The organism is Methylobacterium sp. CB376, assembly GCF_029714205.1.
Classification (GTDB): domain Bacteria; phylum Pseudomonadota; class Alphaproteobacteria; order Rhizobiales; family Beijerinckiaceae; genus Methylobacterium.
The window spans coordinates 1794924-1817402 of the sequence record NZ_CP121648.1; the positions used below are offsets into that span (position 1 = coordinate 1794924).

16 protein-coding genes and 2 pseudogenes are annotated in these 22479 nt (G+C 70.1%); 6 read left to right on the top strand and 12 right to left on the bottom strand.

The window, feature by feature from the left end; all coding sequences use genetic code 11:
- Positions 1-11: 11 nt before the first annotated feature.
- The 5 genes from QA634_RS08010 to QA634_RS35540 all read right to left on the bottom strand — a co-directional run bounded on the left by QA634_RS08010 (position 12) and on the right by QA634_RS35540 (position 6943).
- Positions 12-1385 carry a TAXI family TRAP transporter solute-binding subunit gene (locus tag QA634_RS08010; protein WP_012331493.1) on the bottom strand — a complete coding sequence of 458 codons (1374 nt, stop codon included), beginning with the start codon at positions 1383-1385 and terminating at the stop codon, positions 12-14.
- Between the two features lie 373 nt (positions 1386-1758).
- Positions 1759-2862, bottom strand: coding sequence for an AraC family transcriptional regulator (locus QA634_RS08015; protein ID WP_012331494.1), 1104 nt, complete (start codon positions 2860-2862; stop codon positions 1759-1761).
- 492 nt (positions 2863-3354) lie between these two features.
- On the bottom strand, positions 3355-3729 hold the full coding sequence (locus QA634_RS08020; RefSeq protein ID WP_012331495.1) for a hypothetical protein: 375 nt from the start codon (positions 3727-3729) through the stop codon (positions 3355-3357).
- Between the two features lie 795 nt (positions 3730-4524).
- Positions 4525-6195, bottom strand: coding sequence for a SulP family inorganic anion transporter (locus QA634_RS08025; protein ID WP_012331496.1), 1671 nt, complete (start codon positions 6193-6195; stop codon positions 4525-4527).
- 586 nt (positions 6196-6781) lie between these two features.
- Entirely contained in the window at positions 6782-6943 is a 162-nt protein-coding gene (locus QA634_RS35540) for a hypothetical protein (protein WP_341850691.1), read from the bottom strand.
- Here QA634_RS35540 and QA634_RS08030 point away from each other — a divergent pair.
- From QA634_RS08030 to QA634_RS08050, 5 genes and pseudogenes are all read left to right on the top strand, one after another.
- Positions 6920-9526 (top strand): decarboxylase, encoded by a 2607-nt coding sequence (locus QA634_RS08030; protein WP_043700959.1) that lies wholly within the window; start codon positions 6920-6922, stop codon positions 9524-9526. The two genes, QA634_RS35540 and QA634_RS08030, sit on opposite strands and share 24 nt — an antisense overlap.
- 88 nt (positions 9527-9614) lie before the next feature.
- A complete protein-coding gene (gene aspT, locus QA634_RS08035) occupies positions 9615-11306 on the top strand; it encodes an aspartate-alanine antiporter (protein ID WP_012331498.1) in 1692 nt (563 codons plus the stop codon).
- Positions 11307-11760: 454 nt separating this feature from the next.
- A pseudogene (locus QA634_RS35820) lies at positions 11761-12188 on the top strand (hypothetical protein).
- Between the two features lie 406 nt (positions 12189-12594).
- Positions 12595-12978: a hypothetical protein gene (locus QA634_RS08045; RefSeq protein WP_150108605.1), complete on the top strand. Its 384-nt coding sequence runs from the start codon at positions 12595-12597 to the stop codon at positions 12976-12978.
- A 213-nt stretch (positions 12979-13191) separates the two neighbouring features.
- Positions 13192-13614, top strand: a pseudogene (locus QA634_RS08050) (SDR family oxidoreductase); the annotation flags it as partial.
- Between the two features lie 119 nt (positions 13615-13733).
- Here QA634_RS08050 and QA634_RS08055 read toward each other — a convergent pair.
- The 4 genes from QA634_RS08055 to QA634_RS08070 form a co-directional block, all read right to left on the bottom strand.
- Positions 13734-13961 carry a hypothetical protein gene (locus tag QA634_RS08055; RefSeq protein ID WP_012331500.1) on the bottom strand — a complete coding sequence of 76 codons (228 nt, stop codon included), beginning with the start codon at positions 13959-13961 and terminating at the stop codon, positions 13734-13736.
- Positions 13962-14415: 454 nt separating this feature from the next.
- Positions 14416-15786, bottom strand: a complete 1371-nt coding sequence (locus tag QA634_RS08060; RefSeq protein WP_018262098.1) for an LLM class flavin-dependent oxidoreductase — start codon at positions 15784-15786, stop codon at positions 14416-14418.
- Between the two features lie 8 nt (positions 15787-15794).
- Positions 15795-17168 carry an LLM class flavin-dependent oxidoreductase gene (locus QA634_RS08065; RefSeq protein WP_012331502.1) on the bottom strand — a complete coding sequence of 458 codons (1374 nt, stop codon included), beginning with the start codon at positions 17166-17168 and terminating at the stop codon, positions 15795-15797.
- Positions 17165-18022 carry a MetQ/NlpA family ABC transporter substrate-binding protein gene (locus QA634_RS08070; RefSeq protein ID WP_012331503.1) on the bottom strand — a complete coding sequence of 286 codons (858 nt, stop codon included), beginning with the start codon at positions 18020-18022 and terminating at the stop codon, positions 17165-17167. Before QA634_RS08070 ends, QA634_RS08065 begins: the two co-directional genes overlap by 4 nt.
- Before the next feature lie 430 nt (positions 18023-18452).
- On the opposite strand from QA634_RS08070, the gene QA634_RS08075 reads away from it, so the two are divergent.
- Positions 18453-19676: an acyl-CoA dehydrogenase family protein gene (locus QA634_RS08075; protein WP_012331504.1), complete on the top strand. Its 1224-nt coding sequence runs from the start codon at positions 18453-18455 to the stop codon at positions 19674-19676.
- A gap of 174 nt (positions 19677-19850) precedes the next feature.
- On the opposite strand, the gene QA634_RS08080 is transcribed toward QA634_RS08075, so the two are convergent.
- The 3 genes from QA634_RS08080 to QA634_RS08090 form a co-directional block, all read right to left on the bottom strand.
- Positions 19851-20885 (bottom strand): LLM class flavin-dependent oxidoreductase, encoded by a 1035-nt coding sequence (locus tag QA634_RS08080; protein ID WP_012331505.1) that lies wholly within the window; start codon positions 20883-20885, stop codon positions 19851-19853.
- Positions 20886-20948: 63 nt separating this feature from the next.
- A complete protein-coding gene (locus QA634_RS08085) occupies positions 20949-21902 on the bottom strand; it encodes an ABC transporter substrate-binding protein (RefSeq protein ID WP_012331506.1) in 954 nt (317 codons plus the stop codon).
- A gap of 8 nt (positions 21903-21910) precedes the next feature.
- Positions 21911-22165 carry a hypothetical protein gene (locus tag QA634_RS08090; protein WP_012331507.1) on the bottom strand — a complete coding sequence of 85 codons (255 nt, stop codon included), beginning with the start codon at positions 22163-22165 and terminating at the stop codon, positions 21911-21913.
- Positions 22166-22479 lie beyond the last annotated feature (314 nt).

Sequence of the window (22479 nt, forward strand, 5' to 3'; positions counted from 1 at the left end):
GATGGCCGCGATCAGGTGGGAAGACCGGCCTCCCGGCCCGTCCGGAGCGGCTCACGTCTTTGCAGCGCGACGTCTCCGGCGGCTTCCGCGCGGCGCGCCGACCGGAGCGCCTCCTCCCGCTTCGTGAGCGCCTGGTCAACGTAGTCGACCGCCAAGTGGATCACCGCGGCCTGGTGCTCCTCCAGGCGGCCGCGCGCCGCCTGCGACGCGATCGTGGCGACCGCCTCGTCGAGGCGGCTGCGGATCCTCTCGAGATCGGACAGCGTGCTGGCCCGCGCGATGGACGAGATCATCTCGTGCGCGCGGGACAGGATCGTGGGAGCATCCTGGACGCGCGGGACGCCGAGGAACCGCAGGATCGCGGCCAGTCCGGAGCCCAGCAGCCCCAGGATCATGGGACCGTAGAAGAGCCAGTCGCCGTAGCGCTCCATCAGGGTGGTTTCCTCGCTGTCGTAGAACGCCCTGGCGCCGGGATGAACCGGAATGACGGCGTCCTTGTCGGTGCTGGCAGCCTCCACCAGCGCGGCGAGCGGGGCATCCGGCGTGAGCTTCTGGCGATTGTCGAAGAGATGGCGGGTGAGCTGCGTGATCACGTCGTTCGAGACCTCCCGGTCCGCGACCAGGAAGGTCGCGACCTCGAGCGTCGTGAGGCTCTCCGCGGGCAGCGTGGGCGAGCCGCCGAACTGGCCGGCTGCGATCTCGGTGGCCTCGTAGACCGGGGTCGCCGCCGCGATGGCCTCGGCCTCGCTGATCTCCAGGAAGGCGAGTTCCCGGCGGCTGGCGCGGCGCACGGCCGCCCATTTCTCCCTCATCCTCGCCCCGCGGGTGGCCGGCACCGTGAACAGCAGCGCGTCCACCTTTCGGCTCCTGATCGCGTCCGAGATCTCGATCGCCGATGGCGGGACGGTCCTCGCGTCGACGGAGACCGCATAGTGATTGCGCAGCGTCGCGACGATCTGATCGTTGGCGTTGGGCGGGCCGACGACGCCGAGCACCCGGCCTCTCAGGTCGGCGAAGCCGGCGATCCTCGTCTTGCTCAGAGTGACGATCACCACCGGATCCTTGTGCAGGATCGCCACGGCGCGGACCTTCTCCGAGACTGCGCCGTCGCCGCGCACGACCGCGAGCTGCGCCTTGCCCGCGGCCAGCCGCGCCAACGCCTCGGTCGGGCCGGAGGTCGGGATCACGGACAGGCGCGCCGGAGCGCCGCCCTGGGTGAGGGCCCGGCTCCAGGCGGCGATGAGCACGGCGTCGTCGAACTCGGCCGGCCCGACCGCGACCGACAGGATCGCCGGCTTCGAGAGGTGGCGCCACGCCGCGACGGCCAGCCCGGCGACGAGGCAGAGACCCGCAGCGACAACGAGCCAGCGCACCGTCGTGCCCATCGCCCTGCCACCTGCGACCCGCCTCGCCATGACGCTCAATGACCCGGGCGGCGTCGACAGGCTTGATCGTGCGGGACAACGCGCCGCCAAGACCGAGAGCAGCGCTGATACGCGACCTCGGTCGGATCATGATCGCCGTGGACGCGCGTGAGACCGCCATTCGGCACGGCTGCCATGAGAACCGCGACCGCGTTGGCTGCGACCGTATTCGCGCAGTCGCGCCCGCTCGACAACCACGCGCCTCGGGAACCCGAGAGATCGGCCTGGGCCGCCGACGCCGGGACCGAGCCCGGCGGCACGCGCGAAACCTGCGAGGCTGATGGCGGCCCCGTCCCGAATCGCGCGCCGCGGACCGCGGATCCGCGCAGGGCCGCTACTTGGCCCATCGTTCGTTGCGCCACGCGCTCGGCGTCATGCCTGTCCAGCGCCGAAAGGCGTGCGTGAAGGCGGCGGGCTCCGAGAATTCGAGCACGGATGAGATCTGCGCCAAGCTCATGGTGGTGTCGGCCAGCAGCTGCTTGGCGATGCCGAGCCGCGTCTGGTTCGCGATGGACCGGAACGTCGTTCCCTCGGCCTTCAGGCGGCGGGTCAGCGTGCGCTGGTGGATCGCCAACGTCTGGGCGACCTGATCCTTCTCGATTCGCTTCTGCATGATCCTGGAGCGCACGCGCCGCCGGACCTCGTCGGTGACGTCGGACGGGAGGATGGCCTCGCATTGCTGGATGCGCCGCTCCACGCTCGCGCGAATGACGGGGTTGGCGTCCTCCACCGGCCGCTTCAGGAGCCGTGCGGGGAACACCAGCGCGGCGATCTCCTGCGCGAACCGGACCGGGGCCCGGAAGAAGCCCGTGTAGGGTGTCGTGTCCGGCGGCTCGAGCCGCGGCAGCAGCACCTCGTCCGGGCTCCATTTCGCGCCGCACAGCGCGCGCAGGACGTTGGTCAGGGCCGCGACGGCCCTCTCGCAGTGGAGCGCGACGCCGTCGACGTCGGACGCGTAGGGGGCGTAGCTCACGGTCGCGACGGCACCATCGACCGCCAGCTCGATCATGGCGCCGCGGTTCAGGAGATCGTGGTGCGTCTGCAAGGCCTGCAGGGCGTCGCCGATCGTCTCGGAGTGGCGCATCAGCGTCCCGAGCAGGCCGAGCGAGCCGAGGGTGGTGCGCTGACCAACGAGGAGGCCGAAATGGGCGCACCGCGCCTGGTCGGCGGCCAGTGCCGTCAGGCGGCCCAACGCCGCGAAAGAGACCGTTTCCACCGTCTCGAAGATCTGGGCATCGATCCCGGCTTCTTCAAGGACAGTTTCAGGATCTAGCTCAAGCTCTAACAGTATATCGTAGACGGCCTTGACTGCGAAGACGTGGGTGAAATTGAATGGGATAGACGGTGCGCTGAAACATTTTGAATCTTTTGATATAAGACCCTTCTGAAACTCTGGGTCGCGGCCTTGATTGCCACTCGACGGCACATCGGAAGGCATAGTCGTGCCTCCAGTGCTTCTGGATCAGGGCTGTCATGTAGATCATAAATGGGGCGGCTTCGCAATACACGTCTCAAGAACGTGGCCGTGCCGCGGAATGCGCCAGTGTCAGCGAATTGCGCTCGATCTTATCCGGCGCGAGGCGAATAGCCGTGGCATGGACAGGCCGTGGAGGCTCGGGACGGGGACATCGGCCCCGTTCGCGCGGGCGCGGGTCCCCGATCGTCCCGCTCCGTCGACGCGCGGCGGGGACGAGCGGCCGGTCCCGGGCCCCGACGGGGATCCGCGCCTTCCGATTCCGGCCCCGTCTCCGCGCGGACCGACGCGCCTCGCACCTCCCTCGTCGCGCTGCCCTCACCCCGTGGCGGGGAGCGGGCCGGGCAGGGGGTCGACGACGCCGCGATGCCGACGGCCTCGTGCCGAGCCGAGCCGAGCCGAGCCGAGCCGAGCCGAGCCGCGGACGGGCAGGGCTTCGCTCCCGTCGCGGCGGCCTCACTTGTCCTGGACGGTCGGATGTCCCGCGTCTGCTCCCCGCGCACCGGGGGCCCGGCGGCGCCTCACGGTCGGAGACGCGGGCCCTGCCTCCCGCGCGGCGGCCGCGTCCCGGTCGCGCGTGGGCGTTGCCAGCAGGATCGCCGTCCTCACCGCCGCGCGCATCTGGGCGTCGGACGAGCCATGCATGGCCAGCACCTCGCGGGCCTGAGGGTTGGCCTGCATGATCGCGCAGACGTCGATCGCGATGCCCTCCGCGAGCTGTCGCGGCCCGGGCGCCGGATCGTTCAGGTAGTCCGCCACGGCAGCGTCGAGCTGCTCGTCGGTGACGCGCTTGCGCTTGTGGAGATCCCCGATGGTGGGAGTGTCGATCATGGGCAAACTTCTACTCTGGCATGCCTGAATGCTGCGTTGAAGCGGATGATCGGGCAATGCGGCGGTCTGCGCAGGCGATGGGAGCCTCGAAACATCCAGTATCTACTTGATAGGCCGCCACGGCGTCGGTGCAGGAGCGCACTGCTGGATCGCTGCGCGGGGTCCGGAGATGCGCGCGGGCGCGCCTGGGTGGGGTCGCGGACGAGCGCAGCCGGTCGGCCCCCCGCCGGTGACCGCCGACGAAGCGGTGATCGGGAGGGGGATCGTCGCGCGTGCGTCGGGCCTGTCCCCGAGGCGGCGGGGCTGGCCGGGCGGGGCCCTTGAGCGAGGGGGCGGTCCGGGCTTGAGGGGCGGCGGTCATCGGTGCCAGCCATAACCGGCAGCCGGCGCGAGAGTTTCGGCGAAAGTTTCGGCGAGAGTTTCGGCGAGAGTTTCGGATCGCGTGCTTCGCCGAGGGAGGCGGGATCCGATCCGACGGGCAGCCTCACGAGGCCGAGGCGCGGACCGAGGCCGGGCGCGAAGCCGTCGGGGTGGCTGCGTCCCGATGCCGAGCGCGCATGGCACGCCGCTCGTCCGGCGCCGACGAGTCTAGAGCAGCACCCGATCACGTTGCAACCGGGTGCCGCTCTAGTGCACTGACGCCTTCAAAACGTACAAAGCTCAGCGCGATTTCTCGGGCGTTTGTAGACGTTTAGCAAATGAGCGCGTGGTGCGTTCGTCAGTGTCTGTGCACTAGATCTCTGATCTTGCCGCATTTTCTGCGACGAACCGGCATCCACTTCGTCGGAAAATGCTCTAATCGGGCACGCATTTCGCTTGTCTCTCCTGGTATCGCTGAATAGCAACTCGCGCATTGAACAGCAGGCGATCCGGTCCGAGCTCCCTGTCCAGACCAGAGCGCCTCACCATCTCAAGCACACCGGGATTCAAGCCGACGAGCCAAACCGTCACGCTGGTTCGTCTCGCGCCCTCCTGCAACATCTTGAGGGCCGAATACTCGATATCCGGAACGCGGCTGAGGTCGAGGGCGACCACGCGAGGCTTGTGTTCTGCAATGAGCAGCCTGATCTTGTCACCCACGTTCTGTGCATTCGCGAAGTAAAGGCGTCCCTCGGGCCGTATGATCAGGAGGCCGTCGAAGGTCTCGTCGTCGGGATGCTCGGGCGAGAGGGGGCGCAGGACGTCCGCACCGCGCTTGCGACCGATCACGGCGACCGCGGGGCGCGCGGTCTGGAGGGCCAGGCCGACCAGCGAGAGGACGACCGCGACGACGATGCCCTGGAGCGTGCCGAAGACGAGCACCCCGATGGCCGCCATGATGGCCCAGCGGAACTCCATCTGCCTCACCTGGAGGATGGCCCGGAACTCCCCTGGCTGGATCAGGCCGACGGAGTACACGACGACGATTGCCGCCAAGGTCGCGTGCGGAAGGAGGCTCAAGATCGGCGCCAGGACCAGCATCGTGGCGAGAGCCGCCGCCGCCGCGACGAGCGAGGCGGTCTGCGTCCTGCCCCCGGCGGCCCGGACGACGCCCGTCTGCGACGTCCCGCCGCCGGCCGGCATGGAGCCGAGGAACGCTCCCCCCAGATTGGCCGCTCCCGTGGCGATGAGTTCGCGATTGGCATCGATGGGCGGATCGCCCGCAACCACGAAGGCTCGCGCCGCGGCGATGCTCTCCGCGAAGCTCATCAGCGCGATGCCTATCGCGCCCGGAAGAAGCGCCTGGACGAGGGCCGGGTCGGGCCACGACAGCGCGGGGAGGCCGCGCGGGATCGGACCGACGATCGGGACGCCCCGGGCGTGGAGGTCGAGGAGCCACGAGGCCGCGATCGCCCCCGCGACGGTCACGAGGGGCGCTGGCGAGTGGGGCCTGAGGCGCTCCATCACGATGAGCGCGGCCAGCGTGATCCCCGCGACGGCCGCGGTCGGCAGGGAGGTTTCGGGGAGGTGTCGCACGAGGCTCAGCGCATCGGCGAAGAACGACTGCTTGGCGACGTGGAGCCCGAGAAGCTTGGGGGCTTGGTCCAGCAGGATCACGAGACCGATCCCGGCCTTGAAGCCCGTCAGGACCGGCACCGAGATGAAATCGGCGACGACGCCGAGTTTGAGGAGCCGCGCCGCGAGAAGCAGCGCGCCGACCAGGGCGGTGAGGGTCGCGCACGCGGCGGCTGTCTTCGCGGGATCGCCGTCCGACACCACGCTGCCGAGTTCAGCCCCGGTCAGGATGGCCAGCGTGGTCGTCGAACTCACGCTGAGAACGCGGGACGAGCCCAGCAGGCCGTAGAGGATGGTCGGCACGAAGGCCGTGTAGAGGCCGACCGCCACCGGCAATCCGGCCACGGTCGCGTAGGCCATGGCCTTGGGCAGAACGACCGCCGCGACCGTGGCGCCCGCCACGGCATCCGAGCCGAGCCCCGTCGGCGCACCTGCCGGACGAGCCTGCATGGGTGGTCCGAGTTCAGCCATGTGGACGACTCCGCGGATCGGGAGCGAATCCTCCCGGGGGTGGCGCGTCGCGCCGAGCAGGGGACCCGATCAGCGAACGTCCCGTCCCTCTGCCAGGGGCCTGACCTCGCGGGCGCGCCGCGGAGCGCGGGCGGAGCCGCGACGACGGGCGGGGCGCGGTTGAGCGGCGCATCTCATCGCAGGGCGCGGGCTGGCCGACAGGGGCTCCGGCCGAGCCGCCGCCGGCGCCGATCCGACCCACCGGAGAATGCGGAGAGGCTCTGGCATCGCGGTCGCTCCCGTCTGCTTCAGGTTTGAGATCGAATACTCGCGGTGATCGCCCGCCCAGCCAATGGTAGCACTGCGCGTGCTTTCGAATTGAAGCAATCCTGACGTGTCCCGTTGGATCAAGCGCCGCCGGAACCGGCGGCTTTAACATACATCGATCGACGAGGGTTTCCAGCAAGATCAGCGCCCGCACTGGCGAGGCCGAGAGAGGGTTACCTCCATGTCGAAGGCTGACCGACCGCACACGCCGTCCAATTTGCGGACTAACGAGCGATCCTCACGAAGGCTTGGCCCGCGATCGGTCGATGAGGGTGGCGCCTCATCCTCGCAGCGCGTCGACCAATTCTTGCTCATGCACTCCGCCCGACTGGACCAGTGGCGGGATATCGCGGTCGTTGCCGAAGCGTGGCAGGCCGGGACCAGGCAGCGGGACGATGTCGAGGCGGCCGTCCAGGCCATGGAAGCGGTCGAAGGCTACCACGCCTATCCGGGATCGCGGCTCCTGGCGGCGCTCCGCAACGCCATCGCGGAGGACGACGCGGGCGGCACGGCCCGCATGGCGCTGCGGATCTCCAATGCCTTGCTCACGCGGGCCTACCGCGAGCGGGCCGCGGAGTGGGACCCGCGTGCCGAACTGGCACCGGACGAGGTCGGCGACGTGATGCCGCCCGGCCTCGGCGAGGCGGACCCGCACCGCCCCTATTTCGAGGTGCTGTTCGTGACCGCCCAGCCGGCCTCGCGGTGGCCGGCCCTCGCCGAGGAGCTGCGCCGGCTCCGCCGCCCCGAGGATTCGTTCGTGTACGAGCCGGTTCTCGTCGGGTCGTTCGAGGATGCTCTCTGCGCGGCGGCGATCAACCCGTCCATCATCTCGGCGGTCGTGCCGGAGGGCTTCGCGTTCCGGTCGCGCCACGACGCGCCCGTGCTGCGGGAGGTGCTGCACACGCTGGGCGTGGAGGATGACCGCAGCACCTCCGCCCTGCGGCTCGCCGCGGCCCTGAAGCGAATCCGGCCGGAGCTCGACATCTTCATCCTCTCCGAGCGCCGGGTGGAGGATCTGGCGGGCGACCCCGCCGCGGATTGCGTGCGCCGGATCTTCTACGCCGTCGAGGAGCCCCTGGAGATTCACCTCTCGATCCTCGAAGGCGTGCAGGACCGCTACGAAACGCCGTTCTTCGACAACCTGAAGCGCTATGCGCGGCGGCCCATCGGCACCTTCCACGCACTCCCGATCGCGCGCGGCAAGTCGGTCTTCAGATCCGACTGGATCCGGGACATGGGCGCGTTCTACGGCATCAACCTGTTCCTCGCCGAGAGCAGCGCGACGACGGGCGGCCTCGACAGCCTCCTCGAACCGACCGGCACCATCAAGCGGGCGCAGGACATGGCGGCGCGCGCCTTCGGCGCCGACCACGTGTTCTTCGTGACCAACGGAACCTCGACATCGAACAAGATGGCCGTTCAGGCCCTGCTCGGGCCCGAAGACATCGCCATCGTCGACCGGAATTGCCACAAGTCACACCACTACGGCATGGTGCTGTCCGGCGTGCATCCCATCTACGTCGAGGCATTTCCGATGACGGAATACTCGATGTACGGGGCGGTTCCGCTGACCACGATCAAGCGGGCACTGCTCGCCCTGCGCGCCGACGGTCGTCTGGAGCGGCTGAAGCTGCTCGACCTGACCAACTGCACCTTCGACGGCCACATGTACAACGTGCGCCGCGTGATGGAGGAATGCCTCGCGATCAAGCCGGACCTGGTCTTCCTGTGGGACGAGGCATGGTCCGGTTTCGCCCGGTTCTCACCCTTCCTTCGGCCCCGCACCGCGATGGGAGCGGCGGCCGAGATCGAGGCATGGTTGCGGGACCCGGCCTCGCTCGACGCCTACGAGGCGCAGCAGCGCGAGCTGGGACCCCAGCCTTCGGACGAGGCGCTCCTGAGGACGCGGCTGATTCCCGATCCGCGCCGCGCGCGGCTTCGCGTCTACCAGACGAACTCGACGCACAAGTCGATGTCGGCGATCCGGCAGGGCTCCATGCTCCTGGTGAAGGATGTCGACTTCCACTCCGTGGAGGCGCAGTTCCGGGAGGCGGTGTTCACGCACGCCTCGACCAGCCCCAACCAGCAGCTGATCGCGAGCCTCGACGTCGCCCGCCGCCAGATGGAGCTCGAAGGCTACGGGCTGGTCATGAACGCGATCGAGATCGCGCTCCGGATCCGCCGGGCGGTCAACACGCATCCGCTGGTGTCGCGCTACTTCAACGTCCTTGGTGCCGAGCGCATGATCCCGGCCGCGTACCGCCAGTCCGGCTTCAAGGACTACCTCGACCCGGACGCGACCTGGGCCGACGTCGTCCGCGCCATGCACGAGGACGAATTCTACCTCGATCCCACGCGCATGACGCTCGTCTGTGGCACGGCGGGCTTCGACGGCACGCAATTCAAGGGCCTTCTGGCGAGCCAGTACGGTATTCAGCTCAACAAGACATCACGAAACAGCGTGCTGCTGCAATCGAACATCAACAATACACGCAGCGACGTCGCCCACCTGATCCGCGTGCTGGTCGAGATCGCTCACGGCATCGAAGACCGCCTCGCGGCGGGCGGCGAGGCGGAGCGCGCCGCCTTCGACGCGCGCGTCAAGTCGCTGATGACCGACGTGCCGGATCTGCCGAATTTCAGCCACTTCCACCAGAGCTTCAGGGAAAACGCCGGCGAGAATACGCCCGAGGGCGATATCCGCTCGGCCTTCTTCAGTGCCTACGATCCTTCGCTCTGCGAATACGTGCCGCTGTTCGGTCCGGAATGCGACCGCCGGTTGCGCGACGGACCGGAGATGATCTCGGCGAACTTCGTCATCCCCTACCCGCCCGGCTTCCCGATCATGGTGCCGGGCCAGGTGCTGACGCGGGAGACGGTCGACTTCATGCGCAAGCTCGACGTCAAGGAGATCCACGGTTACGAGAAGACGAGGGGGCTCAAGCTGCTCAAACCGGATGCGATCGCGGCAAAGCGCAAGTCTAAAGCACCGGCTGCGACGAGCAAGACCTCGCGAGCCGCGTAGGATGAGGTGCGAGCCATGGAATGAGGTGCGAGCCATGGGATGAGGTGCGAGCACTTGGACGAGGCGGATCTGACGGGAGAGGGCTTCCATGTTCGACTGGTTCGCAAACACGCTTCGCCAGTATCCTGAGATAGCCATCTTTATCGCCCTGGCGTTCGGCTATTACTTCGGGTCCTTCACCTACAAGGGGCTGGGTATCGGTGCCGTGACGGCGACGCTCATCGCCGCCGTGGTCATCGGCCAGATCGGCATCAGCGTGACCGGGCCGCTCAAGCCGTTCTTCTTCCTGATGTTCCTGTTCGCGATCGGCTACGCGGTCGGACCGCAATTCGTCCGGGGCGTCGCGCAGGACGGTCTTCCGCAGGCCCTCTTCGCGGTCATCGTCTGCGTGTTCTGCCTTGCGGGCGGTTATCTCGCGGCGCGGTTCGGGGGCTACGATGCCGGGTCCGCGGCCGGGCTCTACGCCGGCTCCCAGACGATCTCGGCCTCCATGGGTCTGGCGACCGACGCGATCAACCGGCTGCCGATCCCCGCCGAGCAGGCCAAGGCTCTCCTCGACGCCATGCCGGTCGCCTACGCCATCACCTACATCTTCGGCACGCTGGGTTCCGCGGTGATCATCGCCCTGCTCGGCCCGGCCCTCCTGGGCATCGACCTCGAGGCCGCCTGCAAGCGCTACGAGGAGAAGCGCGGCGGCACGAAGGTCGCCGGCGGCCCCGGAACCGCGTGGCACCAATTCGACCTGCGTGCTTATCGCGTGCGGCCCGACGGGATCATCGTCGGAAAGACGGCCGCGGAGGCGGAGCGGATGGTGCCGGAGCAGCGGCTCTACATCGAACGGCTTCGCCGCGGCGCGAATGTCATGGATGTGACCGCCGATACCGTGATCCAGGCGGGAGACGTGGTCGCGGTCGCGGGACGGCGCGAGGTCCTGGTCGGCCTGATCGGCGCGGCGGCCGAGGAGGTCGATGACAGGGAGTTGCTGGCGGTGCCGGTCGAGGGCCTCGACGTCTACGTGACGAGCAGGGAGGTCGATGGCAAGTCGCTCGCGGAGCTGGCGCAAAGCCCGTGGGCGCGCGGCGTCTTCCTGCGGAAGATCACGCGCGGCGCCACCGCGATCGACATCCCGATCCTGCCGAGCACGAGGATCAATCGCGGCGACATCCTCACGCTGGTCGGCCGAACTCAGGACGTGAGCGCGGCCACCAAGGCGATCGGCCATCCCGACCGCGCCACCGACGTCGCCGACGTCATGTTCATCGGCGCTGCGATCGCGATCGGCGCCCTGGTGGGTGCGGTGGTCTACACCGTCGGCGGCGTGCCGCTGACGCTCTCGACGTCCGGGGGCGCCTTGATCTCGGGCCTCTTCTTCGGCTGGCTGCGGTCGGTTCGTCCGATGTTCGGACGGATCCCGTCCTCGACCGTCTGGTTCATGAACTCCGTCGGACTGAACGTGTTCATCGCGATCGTCGGCATCTCGTCCGGCCCGAAATTCGTCGCCGGATTGCAGCAGCTCGGCTACGGTATCTTCCTCTGGGGAATTTTCGCGACGACGCTGCCGCTCATCCTTGCCCTTTATGCCGGGAAATACCTGTTCCGCTTCGACGACGCGATCCTGCTCGGGGCCGTGGCGGGAGCGCGCACCACGACGGCCGCGCTCGGGATGGTGACCGATCGGGCGAAGAGCCAGATCCCCGGCCTCGGCTACACCGTCACCTATGCGGTCAGCAACACCTTCTTGACGATATGGGGAATGGTCCTGGTCATGCTGCTGACCTAGCAGGTTCCGGAGATTGCCAAAGACGGACGGCTCTGTTCTGAAAATTCGGCCGTCCGCAGCGCTGCATGGATGGTGGAGATTGGCTCTCGATCTTCACCATTCTTGACGCGAGAGCGTCAGTGCTCTTGCGGGCATCCGATCCGAGCGATCTCGCGGAGGACGTTCGGCAATTGTCGCGCTCTCGTTCTGGTCAAGGCCGGTGGCGGCGGGTGGACGGCCGAAACTCCGTTCGTGGTTCGCGGCCGCGTGGATCGCGGCCGCGGAGCCGAAGGTCCGCCGGCTGACCAGCCTGACCTCGGGCCCGCCTGTCTCGTCCGATCAAGCTGCGCCGGCGCCATGGTTTAGCATGTCGGGAATGCGACGGTGGTCTCGCGCTTTCGGAGCCGTTGCGCGCGGCGGAACGATCCGAGCAGCGCCCACCTGACCAGGATCCAACTGTCCAGGAGGCTGGGCCATGAGGCGTCTGATTCTGCCGGCGGCAGCCATCACCGTCCTGATTTCGAGCGGTATCGTCGCGGAGGCGCGGGGCTTCCGCGGCGGGGGCGGCTTCCAAGGGGGCGGCTTCCGCGGCGCGTCCGTCGGTGGGGGTGGCGCGGTGGCGTGGGCCGCCCGGGCTGGGGGGCGGCAGGACCGATCGCGGGCAGGCCCGGCTGGGGTGCGGGGCGGCCCGGGTGGGGAGCGCGGCCGATCGCCGGGCGGCCTGGCTGGGGCTACGGCGGATATCACCGATACGGCTACGGGTACCGTCCCTACGGGTACGGCCTTGCCGGGGCCGCGGTCGGGGCGGCTGCGGGATATGCTCTCACGAGCCCGGCCGGTGACGGCGAGTGCGGGCCTTACGCCTATTACGACGCGTATGCGGGCGTCTGCCGCCCCTACTGACCGGGCTGCATTCCCGCGGGACGCGCCGTGCCGGTTCGCCCCGTCGGGACGGGCGGCGATCCGCGTCATCTCGGTTTCACGGCCCCCCGCGTTCCGCGCGGGGGCAAGCGCGCATCGAGGGCCGACGACGGGTCTGGCTCGGTGCGGCGTCCGGGCCGGTTCCCTCCGCGCGTCGCGACGGCGTTCGGAGCCGACGCTCCGCGCCGCGCCGGCGCCGCGCCGGCGCCGCGGCTCCCGCGTGATCCGCGCGAGGCGCGAGATCGGCGGAGGAGCAACGACCGCGCCTCAGCCCTCGCGGACGGCATCGACCGGGCGGCCGCGATGCGCCCGGCGCGTGCCGGCGCCAGCGCGCCACGTACGTAGGGTATCATTCCCATAGATTATATTCTGGGATATGATTTGAGCATTGAGCGATTCTCGCGGGGGCGGAATTGTGAAAAACTATCACGAAGAACTTTATGAAGATTATACGGATCCTGCATCCGTCGTGATCGACGAGTTGAGCGAGATCGATTATGTTGAGCATTTAAAAATCATCCTAAAATCTCATATGGGTCATTTTTTGGAAACCGGAGAAATCAGCAAGGTTGGCCTCGAAGCCAGTCGGTTGGATTTTGACGAGCTGATAAAGCGTTACGATGCCGACATCGAGGCGAAGATGATCATCAATTTCGCCAAAGATCGTCTATTTGGCGCAATCTGTTGCTTCAAAGATAATACGGCTCTGGCGTTGAGGCACATCGAAGAAACGCTCGGATACGTCGAGCGTATCCGAACCATATTTGACTAGGTGGGAGTTCGACTCGGAGCCCTTCCTCCCCTTTCGACGCTCTCGCGGCGACCCTCGCCAGCCTGCGCCGCGATGCCGGGCGGGGGCGCGACGAGGGACGCGCGCAACCGCGGCTTGCCGGGCCCGGATCACACGCCTGCGCGGCGCCTGAGCGAAGCCCCAATCCGCCATCCCGAAGGGATCAAGCGGATCACCAGCCCGCGCGGCGCCTGAGCGAAGCCCACATCCGCCATCCCGAAGGGATCAAGCGGATTTGGGATGAGCGGCATCCGAGGTCGCGCGGCGTTCTCCGCTGGCCCCGCCCCGCGACGACGCGCGAGCCGAATCGGTCTCTGCGCCGCCTCGAAGGCGGTGCGGTCGTTCGCCCGCAACTGGATCCTCGACCTGAAGGGGCGCGGCATCCGGGTGAACACGCTCAGCCCCGGCGCGACCCGCAGGCCGGGCCTCGTCGCCCTTGCCGGCCCGGATGCGGCCCAGCAGCAGGGGCTGCTCGACCATCTCGCCTCGAAGGTCCCGACGGGCCGGGTCGGCGAGCCGGACGAGATCGCGAAGGCGGCGGTGTTCCTGGCCTCGGACGACGCGAGCTTCATCGACGGCGTCGAGGTCTTCGTCGATGGCGGCCAGGCCCAGGTCTGACCCGGGATCCGCCTCGATCGGGCGGATCCCGGGTCGGGAAGCCCGCGCGGCGGAGCCTCGCGCGGCGGCGCGGCGACCGCGTGACCACCGGCGGCGCGGCGGACGCGGTGTCCAGAGCCTCAAGAGACGCTTCGATCGCGCCTCTGCTCGTCAACCACGTCGTAGATGCTGCACATCGCATTGAGGAACTGGATGACGGCGCTCTTGATCGCCGTCCGGTCGGACTCTCCGGCTCCGATCACATCGATCGTGAAGTGGCGTCTGCGATGGGCGTCCTCCTGCAGCGTCACTTTCACGGATTCGATGTCTTCGAAGCACGGCATCTCTTTGAGGTAGAGAAGGGCCAAGCATTCGATCTCAGAGCAAGTTCTCCGCGGGCGCCTCACTTACCATACTCCAGTGCAGCATGGGACCAGCAGCGTCGCAATCCGGCAGCGACTGATCAACGATAGTTGTTAACATTTGCTGTTCACGATCCCTCGATCATCGATCGGCGCGACTCCACTGCAAAGCTGCGGGCCGCGTGCTCCGGCGCGACGCGGGAGAGGGGGCGGGCGGAGAGCGCCGGCGCGGCCGGCGCCGCGCCCGAGCGGGTCGCTCCCGATCGTTCGGCGCGGCTCGACCCGTGACGAGGCCGCGGAACGCTCTCGCCGTCCCGTGCCCGGCAGGATGCGTCTTCGCCGTCAACTCGTCTTCGAAAAGGAACGTTCCCGCTGATCCTTCGGGATGGCGGATTGGGGCTTCGCTCACGCGCCGCGCGGGCTCGTGATCCGGGATCCGGTCGGATCACCGGATCCCGGATCAGGCCTCCGCCCGTCGGAACCGCGCCGCCGGGTGGCTCCCCGGCAGCAGTCGCCGCGCCTCGCCGAACACCTTCTGGCGCAAGGTGCCCGGCGCGTAGTCCGCCTTGTAGCGGCCCCGGCGCTGCAATTCCGGCACGACGAGGTCGATGAAGTCGCCGAAGCCCTCGGGCGTCACCGCGTAGCTCAGGTTGAAGCCGTCGAGGCCGGTCCCATCCATCCAGGCTTCGAGCCCGTCCGCGACCTGCTCGGGCGAGCCGATCAGCACCGGGCCGCGGCCGCCGATCGCGTTGTGCTGCACGATCTCCCGGATGGTCCAGCGCCGCTCGGCCCGCGCGAAGGACTCGACCATCGAGGTCACCGCGTTGTCGCGGCGGATCACCGGGAAGGGATCGTCGAGCGAATAGGCCGAGAGATCGATGCCGGTCCAGCCCGAGAACAGGGCGAGCGCGCCCTCCGGGTCGACATAGGCGAGGTAGTCGCGGTGCTTGTCGCGCGCCTCCGCCTCGCTGCGCCCGACGATCACCGTGATCAACCCGAAGAACAGGATGTCGTCCGGGTCGCGGCCGCGCGCCGCCGCGCGGGCGCGGGTATCCGCCACGGTGGCGGCGACCGCCCGCCGCGAGGGATCGCTCAGGAACACCGCCTCGGCATGCGCGGCCGCGAAGTCGCGGCCCCGGTGCGAGGCCCCGGCCTGGAACAGGAAGGGCGTGCGCTGCGGCGAGGGTTCGACCAGGTGGATGCCCTGCATGCGGAAATGCGCGCCCGCGTGCGCGATCCGGTGGATCTTCGCCGGGTCGGCGAACAGGCCGCGCTCCCGGTCGCGCAGCACCGCCCCGTCCTCCCAGCTCTCCTCCCAGAGGCGGTAGACCACGTCGAGGAACTCGTCGGCGATGTCGTAGCGGGTGTCGTGCGCGGTGATGCCGGGCCGGCCCACCGCCCGCGAGGCCGCGTCCGAGTAGCCCGTGACCACGTTCCAGGCGATGCGCCCGCGCGTGAGGTGGTCGAGGGTGGAGAAGCGGCGGGCGAGCGTGAAGGGCGGCTCGTAGGAGACCGAGGCCGTCACCCCGAAGCCGAGATGCGCGGTCACCGCCGCCATGGCGGAGACGAGGAGCATCGGGTCGTGCTTGGGCACCTGCGCGGCCCGGCGCAGGGCCGCCTCGGCGCTGCCCGCGTAGACGTCGTGGATGCCGATGCCGTCGGCGATGAACAGCGTCTCGAACAGCCCGCGCTCCAGGAGCCGCGCGAGGTCGGTCCAGTAATCGAGCGTGTGGAAGGCGAGCGAGCGGTCGCGCGGATGGCGCCACAGGCCGGGCGAGAGGTGGACCGGGCTGTGGATCGCGAAGCCGTTGACGCGGATGGGCTTGGGCATGGCGGTGGTCACGCCGCGCGGCGCCGGAACGCGGCGCCCGGATGGGTGGATTTCAGCCGCGCGCCCGTCCCCGGAAACAGCTTCTCGCGCAACGTGCCCTCCTGGTAGCGGGTCTTGAAGGCGCCGCGGTCCTGCAGTGCGGGCACCACGAGGTCGACGAAGGCCTCCAGCGTCTCCGGCACGACCACGCGGGTCAGGTTGAAGCCGTCGACGTCCGCCTCCTCGGCCCAGGACAGGAGTTCGTCCGCGACCTCGCCGGGCGAGCCGACGATGAAGGGCGCCCGCGCGCCGAGCGGCCCGAACTGCGCGAAGTCCCGGACGGTGAAGCGGTGGTCCGTGTTCACCGTCAGGTTCTCGACCAGCGACTGCATGGCGTTGGTCTCGACGTAGGCCAGCGCCTCGTCGGGGCCGAGCGCCGAGAGGTCGATGCCGGTCCAGCCCGAGACGAGCGCGAGCTGGCCCTGCACGTCGAGGTAGCGGGCGTACTCGTCGCGCAGGTCCAGCGCCTCGGCGCGGGTCGGGGCGACGATCACGGTCGCGCCCAGGAACATCAGGATGTCGTGGCGCGCCCGCCCGTGCGCGCGCGCGGCCTCGCGGATGCGGCGCACGGCCTGGCCGGCGATGGCCCTGGTGTGGCCGTTGAGGAAGATGCACTCGGCGTGGCGCGCCGCGAAGGCGCGGCCGCGCGCGGAGGTGCCGGCTTGGTAGAGCACCGGCGTGCGCTGGGGCGAGGGCTCGGCGAGGTGGTGGGCGTCGACCCGGTAATAGGGGCCGTCGTGGCGGATCCGGTGCACCTTGTCCGGGCGGGTGTAGAGGCCGCGCGCGCGGTCGCGCACGACCGCGCCGTCCTCCCAGCTGCCCTCCCAGAGCTTGTAGGCGGCCGCCATGAAGTCCTCGCCCGCCTCGTAGCGGGCGTCGTGGGCGCGGGCCTGCGCGAGGCCCATGCCGCGGGCACCGCTCTCCAGGTAGCCGGTGACGACGTTCCAGCCGACCCGGCCCCCGGTGAGGTGGTCGAGCGTCGAGAAGCGCCGGGCGAATTGGTAGGGGTGCTCGTAGGTGAGGTTCGCCGTCACCCCGAAGCCGATCTGCGAGGTGACGAGCGCCATCGCCGGCACGACCAGGAGCGGGTCGGCGTTCGGCGCCTGGGCGGCGCCCGCGAGCGCCGCGTCGGCGCTGCCGCCGTAGACGTCGTAGGTGCCGAACACGTCGGCGAGGAAGATGCCGTCGAGGAGCCCGCGCTCGGCCGTGCGGGCGAGGGAGGTCCAGTAATCCAGGGAGGTGTAGCGCACCGAGGCGTCGCGCGGGTGGCGCCACATCCCGGCCCAGGAATGGCCGGGGGCGTGCATGTGGAAGGCGTTCAGCCTCAGCTCGCGGCGGCTCATTCGAAGTCGTCCGGCAGGGTGAAACCGTCGTAGAAGCGGTCGGCCCGGATCGCGGCCTTGAACGCGTCCGAGCGGTAGGCGGCGACGAGGTCGCGCGCCCAGGCCGTGCCGGCGGAGGCCCTGCGCACCGCCACCACGTTCACGTAGGGCGAGGTCATCCTCTCCAGCGCCAGCGCCTCGCTGAGCTTCAGCCCGCTGAAGATCGCGAAATTGCCCTGGATCGCCGCGAAGTCGACGTCGTCGAGCACGCGCGGGGCCTGCGCGGCCTCCAGCGGCACCAGCCGGATACCCGCCGGATTCGCGATCACGTCGAGTTCGGTGACGTCGACCGGGTTGCCGTTGGGGCGCAGCCTCACCCAGCCGAGGTCGCGCAGGATCTTGAGGGCGCGTTCCAGGTTCACCGGGTCGTTCGGCACCGCCACGCTGGCGCCGGGGCGCACGGCCCCGGCGTCGCGATGCTTGCGCGAGTAGAGCCCCATCGGCGGGGTCGGCACCTGCACGATGCCGACGAGGTCGGTGCCGTTCCGGTCGTTGTAGGCCTTCAGGTAGACGCTGTGCTGCATCACGTTGGCGTCGACCTCGCCGCGGGCCACGGCCGCGTTCACCTCCAGGCCGGTGCTGAACTGGAGCCGCTGCACCCGGTAGCCCTGGGCCCGCAGAATCGGCTCGACCCCGGCCCGGAAGGCCTCCTCGTAGGGGCCGGGCGCGAAGCCGACCTTGAGGTCGGGCCGGTCCGGCCCGGCGCGCGCGCCGCTCGCCGGCGCGAGCACACCGCTCGCCGCCAGCACAGCGCTCGCCGCGAGCGCGCCGCTCACCGCGAGCCCGGCGACGAACCGGAGAAGCTGGCGTCGCATGGTCAGGCCTCCCGCGCCCGCCGGCCGGACACGCGCGCCGGTGCTTTCGGCCGCGACCCGGCCGGATCGAGGGTCTCGCATGCCATGAGGGGTCTCCCGAGGGGCGGCCGTCGCGGCCCTTGCCCAAGCCCGGGAACGCTCTCGCGCCGCGGCGCCGAAGTCAACGAGAATGTTCTTTTTAAAGAACGGCCTCGGGGAGGCTCGGCCCCTCTCGCGGGCGGAGAGGCGAGATTTTCGTTGCTGCCGCGGGGAGCCAACAGCCCCGGGCCGGGACCGGAGGGCGGCCTCGCGATATTCCGCGGAAAAAACGTTCGGAATGAGAAACAGGCCGGACGGCGGCCGGACCCGCTTGCCACGCTCTTCGAATTGTCTATCAACTAAGTGGATTACACGCCGGCGCGGGTCCCCGCGCGCCACAGGGAGCAGGCCGATGTCGCAGGTTCAGGCAGGGTGGGGCGGGGGGCCGAGCGCCCGCTACGAGGATCTCGCCGAGCGCTTCCGTCCGGTCTTCCGGCGCATCCGCGACACGGCGGCTGCCCGCGACCGCGAGCGGCGCCTGCCGCACGAGGAGATCGCGTGGCTGCGCGAGGCCGGCTTCACCACCCTGCGCCTGCCGCGCGCCCATGCCGGCCACGACGCCACCCTGCCGGAGCTGTTCAACCTGCTGATCGAGCTCTCGGCCGCGGATTCGAACGTCACCAACGCGCTGCGGGCGCATGTCGGCTTCACCGAGGACGCCCTGAACGCCCGCTCGCCCGCGTGGCGCGAGGCCTGGATCGCCCGCATCGGCCGCGGCGAGACGGTGGGGAGCGGCGTCTCCGAGACCGGATCCGCCAGGGTCGGGTCCTTCGAGACGGTGCTGCGGCGCGACGGCGCCGGCTGGCGGCTGTCCGGCACCAAGTACTACACGACGGGCTCGCTCTTCGCCGACTGGATCCACCTCGCGGCCGAGGACGAGGCCGGCGCGCCGGTCGGCGCCGCGGTGCCCCGCCGGGCGAAGGGCGTCGAGGTCATCGACGATTGGGACGGGTTCGGGCAGGCGCTCACCGCGAGCGGCACCGTGCGCTTCACCGAGGTCTCGCTCTCGCCCGACCTCGTGAATCCGGATCCGGGCCGCTTCCGCTACGCGATGGCGTTCTTCCAGCTCGTCCACCTCGCGACGCTCGCCGGCATCGCGCGGGCGGCCGCCGAGGACGTGGCGCGCCTCGTCGGCGAGCGCCGCCGCGTCTACAGCCACGGCAACGCCGCCCGCGCGGCCGAGGACCCGCAGATCCTCCAGGTGGTTGGGCGCGTGCGCGGCGCGGCCTACGCGGCGGGCGCGGTGGCCCTGCGCAGCGCCGAGGCGCTGCAGCGGGTCTACGACCTCGAGCAAGCGGGCGACGCCGAGGGCGCGGAGGCCGCCGGCACGGTGGCGGATATCGAGGTCAACCAGTCCGTGACGCCGGTGACGGGCCTCGTCCTCGACGCCACGACCCTGCTCTTCGACGCGCTCGGCGCCTCGGCGACGGCGCGCTCGCTCGGTCTCGACCGCTACTGGCGCAACGCCCGCACCATCGCCTCGCACAACCCCCGCATCTACCGCGACCGCATCGTGGGCGATTTCGCCGTCAACGGCACCGTGCCGCCCAAGCAGTACCGCGTCGGGCAGGGGTGAGGCGCGAGGCGGAACGGCTCACGCCCCCGGCCAGGCCGGCACGAAGCCGGGGCGCGTCCGGGCGATGAGGACGGGCGCGAGCGCCCACGCCACACCTGTGCGGCCCCACGATCCCCCCGCCGCGGCAGCGCCGAGGCGGACGGGCTGGCCGGACACCGATCGATCGTCAGCCCCTCAGGCGAGGAGGGGCCGCACCCGTTCGGCGAAGCGGCGCATCTCCGCCTCGAAGGGCTGGAATTGCAGCATGAACAGCTCGATCCCGGCGGCGTGGAAGGCGGCGAGGCGCTCCGCCACGGTGGCGTAGCTGCCCACCAGCCCGGCCGCCGTGCCGCCATTGGTGCCCACCGCGCGCGTCCTCGCCATGGTGCGGATCATGACCACCTCGGGATCGACGCGCGTGCGGCTCGCCTCGCGCATCCCGGCATCCGCGCCCGCGAGGTCGAGGAGCCGGGCGTGCTCGGCCCGCGCCTCCCGGTCCGTCTCGCGGGCGATCACGAAGGCCGCGAGCCCGAAGCGCAGGGGCGGCAGGTGCCGCGGCCGCGCCGCCGCGTCCGCGATCAGCCCGCGCACGGCCTCCATCGGCTGGCCGTTGAGGAACCAGACGTCGCCCTGATCGGCCACGAGGGCGCGGGCCGGCTCGGACTCGCCCCCGAGATAGATCCGCGGGCGCGCCCGGTAGGGGTCGGCGGGCCGCAATTGCAGGTCGCTCACCCGGAAATGGCGGCCCTCGTGGCTCACCCGCTCGCCCCGCATCAGGCGCGAGACCAGCGCGATCCACTCGGCCCCGTAGGCGTAGCGGGCGTCGTGCGCCGGGAAGGGCAGGCCCGCCGCCTCGAATTCGGTCGCGTTCCAGGCATTGACGAGGTTCAGCGCGAAGCGTCCCCCGCTGATGTGCTCGATCTGCAGCGCCATCTTGGCGAGCACGACCGGGTGGAAGAGGCCCGGCTTGACCGCCGCGATCAGCTCGATCCGCTCCGTCAGCGCGGCGAGGGCCGCGGTGGCGGTCCAGGTCTCGAGCTGGTCGCGGGCCTCGTCGTAGGGGTTCACCACGTGCTGCGCCACCAGCACCGAGTCGTAGCCGAGCGCCTCCGCCTCCCGCACCAGGGCGCGGTTGCGGGCCCAGGAGGCGTCGTCCGGCTCGTCCGGGTCGTGATGCGCCGCGCGGCTGCCGTGGACCGGCGCCCAGACGCCGAAGCGGGGAGGTGTCATCGCGCAATCCCTCTCGGGGGACGCCGCCCCCGGGCCGGAGGCGGGGCCGCCGGCGATCGGTATTCAGCCGCCCGTCTCGGGGCTCCAGAGCGGCACCGAAGCGGCATCGATCGGGCGGGGGATCAGGCCGGCCTCGTGGAAGGTGTCGGCGATCACCTGCTGCTCGGCCAGCCCCTCGCGCAGCACCGGCCTCACCGCGTAGCTGCGGCGGGCATTCACCGTCTCGACGATCGGCACCGGGACGTCGCCCCAGAGCGGGGCCAGCCGCGCGGCCGCCTCCCGCGGGTTGCCCTTCACCCAGCGGCCGGCCTCGACCAGCGCGTCGTACACCACCCCGACCACGTCCGGGCGCGCCTGCGCGAAGGCGGTCTGCACACTGTAGTAGCGGTTGTAGCTGGAATAGCCGGTGGCGTCCGTGATCACCCGGACCGGCGCCTTCGCCTGCACGATGGCCAGGAACGGATCCCAGATCACCCAGGCGTCGAGGCTGCGCCGCTCGAAGGCCGCGGCCCCGTCCGGGGCGTTGAGGTAGGCCGGCCGGATCTCCGCGAAGCTCAGGCCCGCGCGCTTGAGCGCCGCGGCCAGCAGGAAGTGGCAGCCCGAGCCGCGGGAGACGCCGACCGTGCGGCCCTTGAGGTCCTGGACGCTGCGAATCGGCGAGTCCGCCGGCACGATGATCGCCTCGGCCGCCGGGGAGGCGTCCTCCTTGGCGTAGAAGGTCAGCGGCGCCCCGGCCGCCTGCGTGAAGATCGGCACCGCGTCGGCCACGTCGGCGTGGAACTCGGTGCTGCCGGCATTCATCGGCTCGATCACGCTGGTGAACAGGTGCCAGCTCACGCCGAAGCCCTTGGCGGCGAGCCGCTGCTCCAGCGTGCCGTTCGTCTTGAGGAGGGTGAGCAGCGTCGAGGAGCGCTGGTAGGCGAAGCGGAGGATTTTTGGCGCGGCCCGCGGGAGGCCGGGCGCCGCGAGGGTGCCGGCGAGGCCGCCGAGGAGGGCGCGACGGGTCGGAGGGGCCATGGGATTCCTCAGGGGCCGGGCCGCCGCACGGCGTCCGCGATGGCGAGGGGCCTCGGCAGCGGGCCGAGCCGGTGGACGCCGTCCGCCGCCCGCCGCTGGTCCGCGATCGCCCCCGCAGAGGTCCGGTCGCCGCCCCGGACGACCCGCTCCTCGGCCCGGGCGGTGAGCACGGTGACGAACAGGAAGGCGAAGGCCGTGAGCAGGAGCCAAGTCTCGCACAGGCCCCCGCGCCGGAGCACCCGGCGGGCCGCTGTCGCAGGCATCGACACTCTCCGATCGGTGCGGTCCGTCCGCGGCGCGGCGATCCGCAGGGACGGACTCTCACCGACATGCGCGCGCCCCGTCAATGAAATCGGTTTTCGTTTTCAGGTCGATCGGCGGATGAACTCTCCGCGTGGCACGGTATGAGGGAGAATGTCCGACCATCAGCCGGCATTTTTCGAAGCGAGGATGCCCATCACGTCGATCGATCGTCGGAGAATATGCCTCACATGGGCGTTTTGGGAGGACATCATTGCTGCGAGATCGACACGGGAGGGGAGGAGTATGCCGGCCGACGGCGACGTGCTGCGCCGGG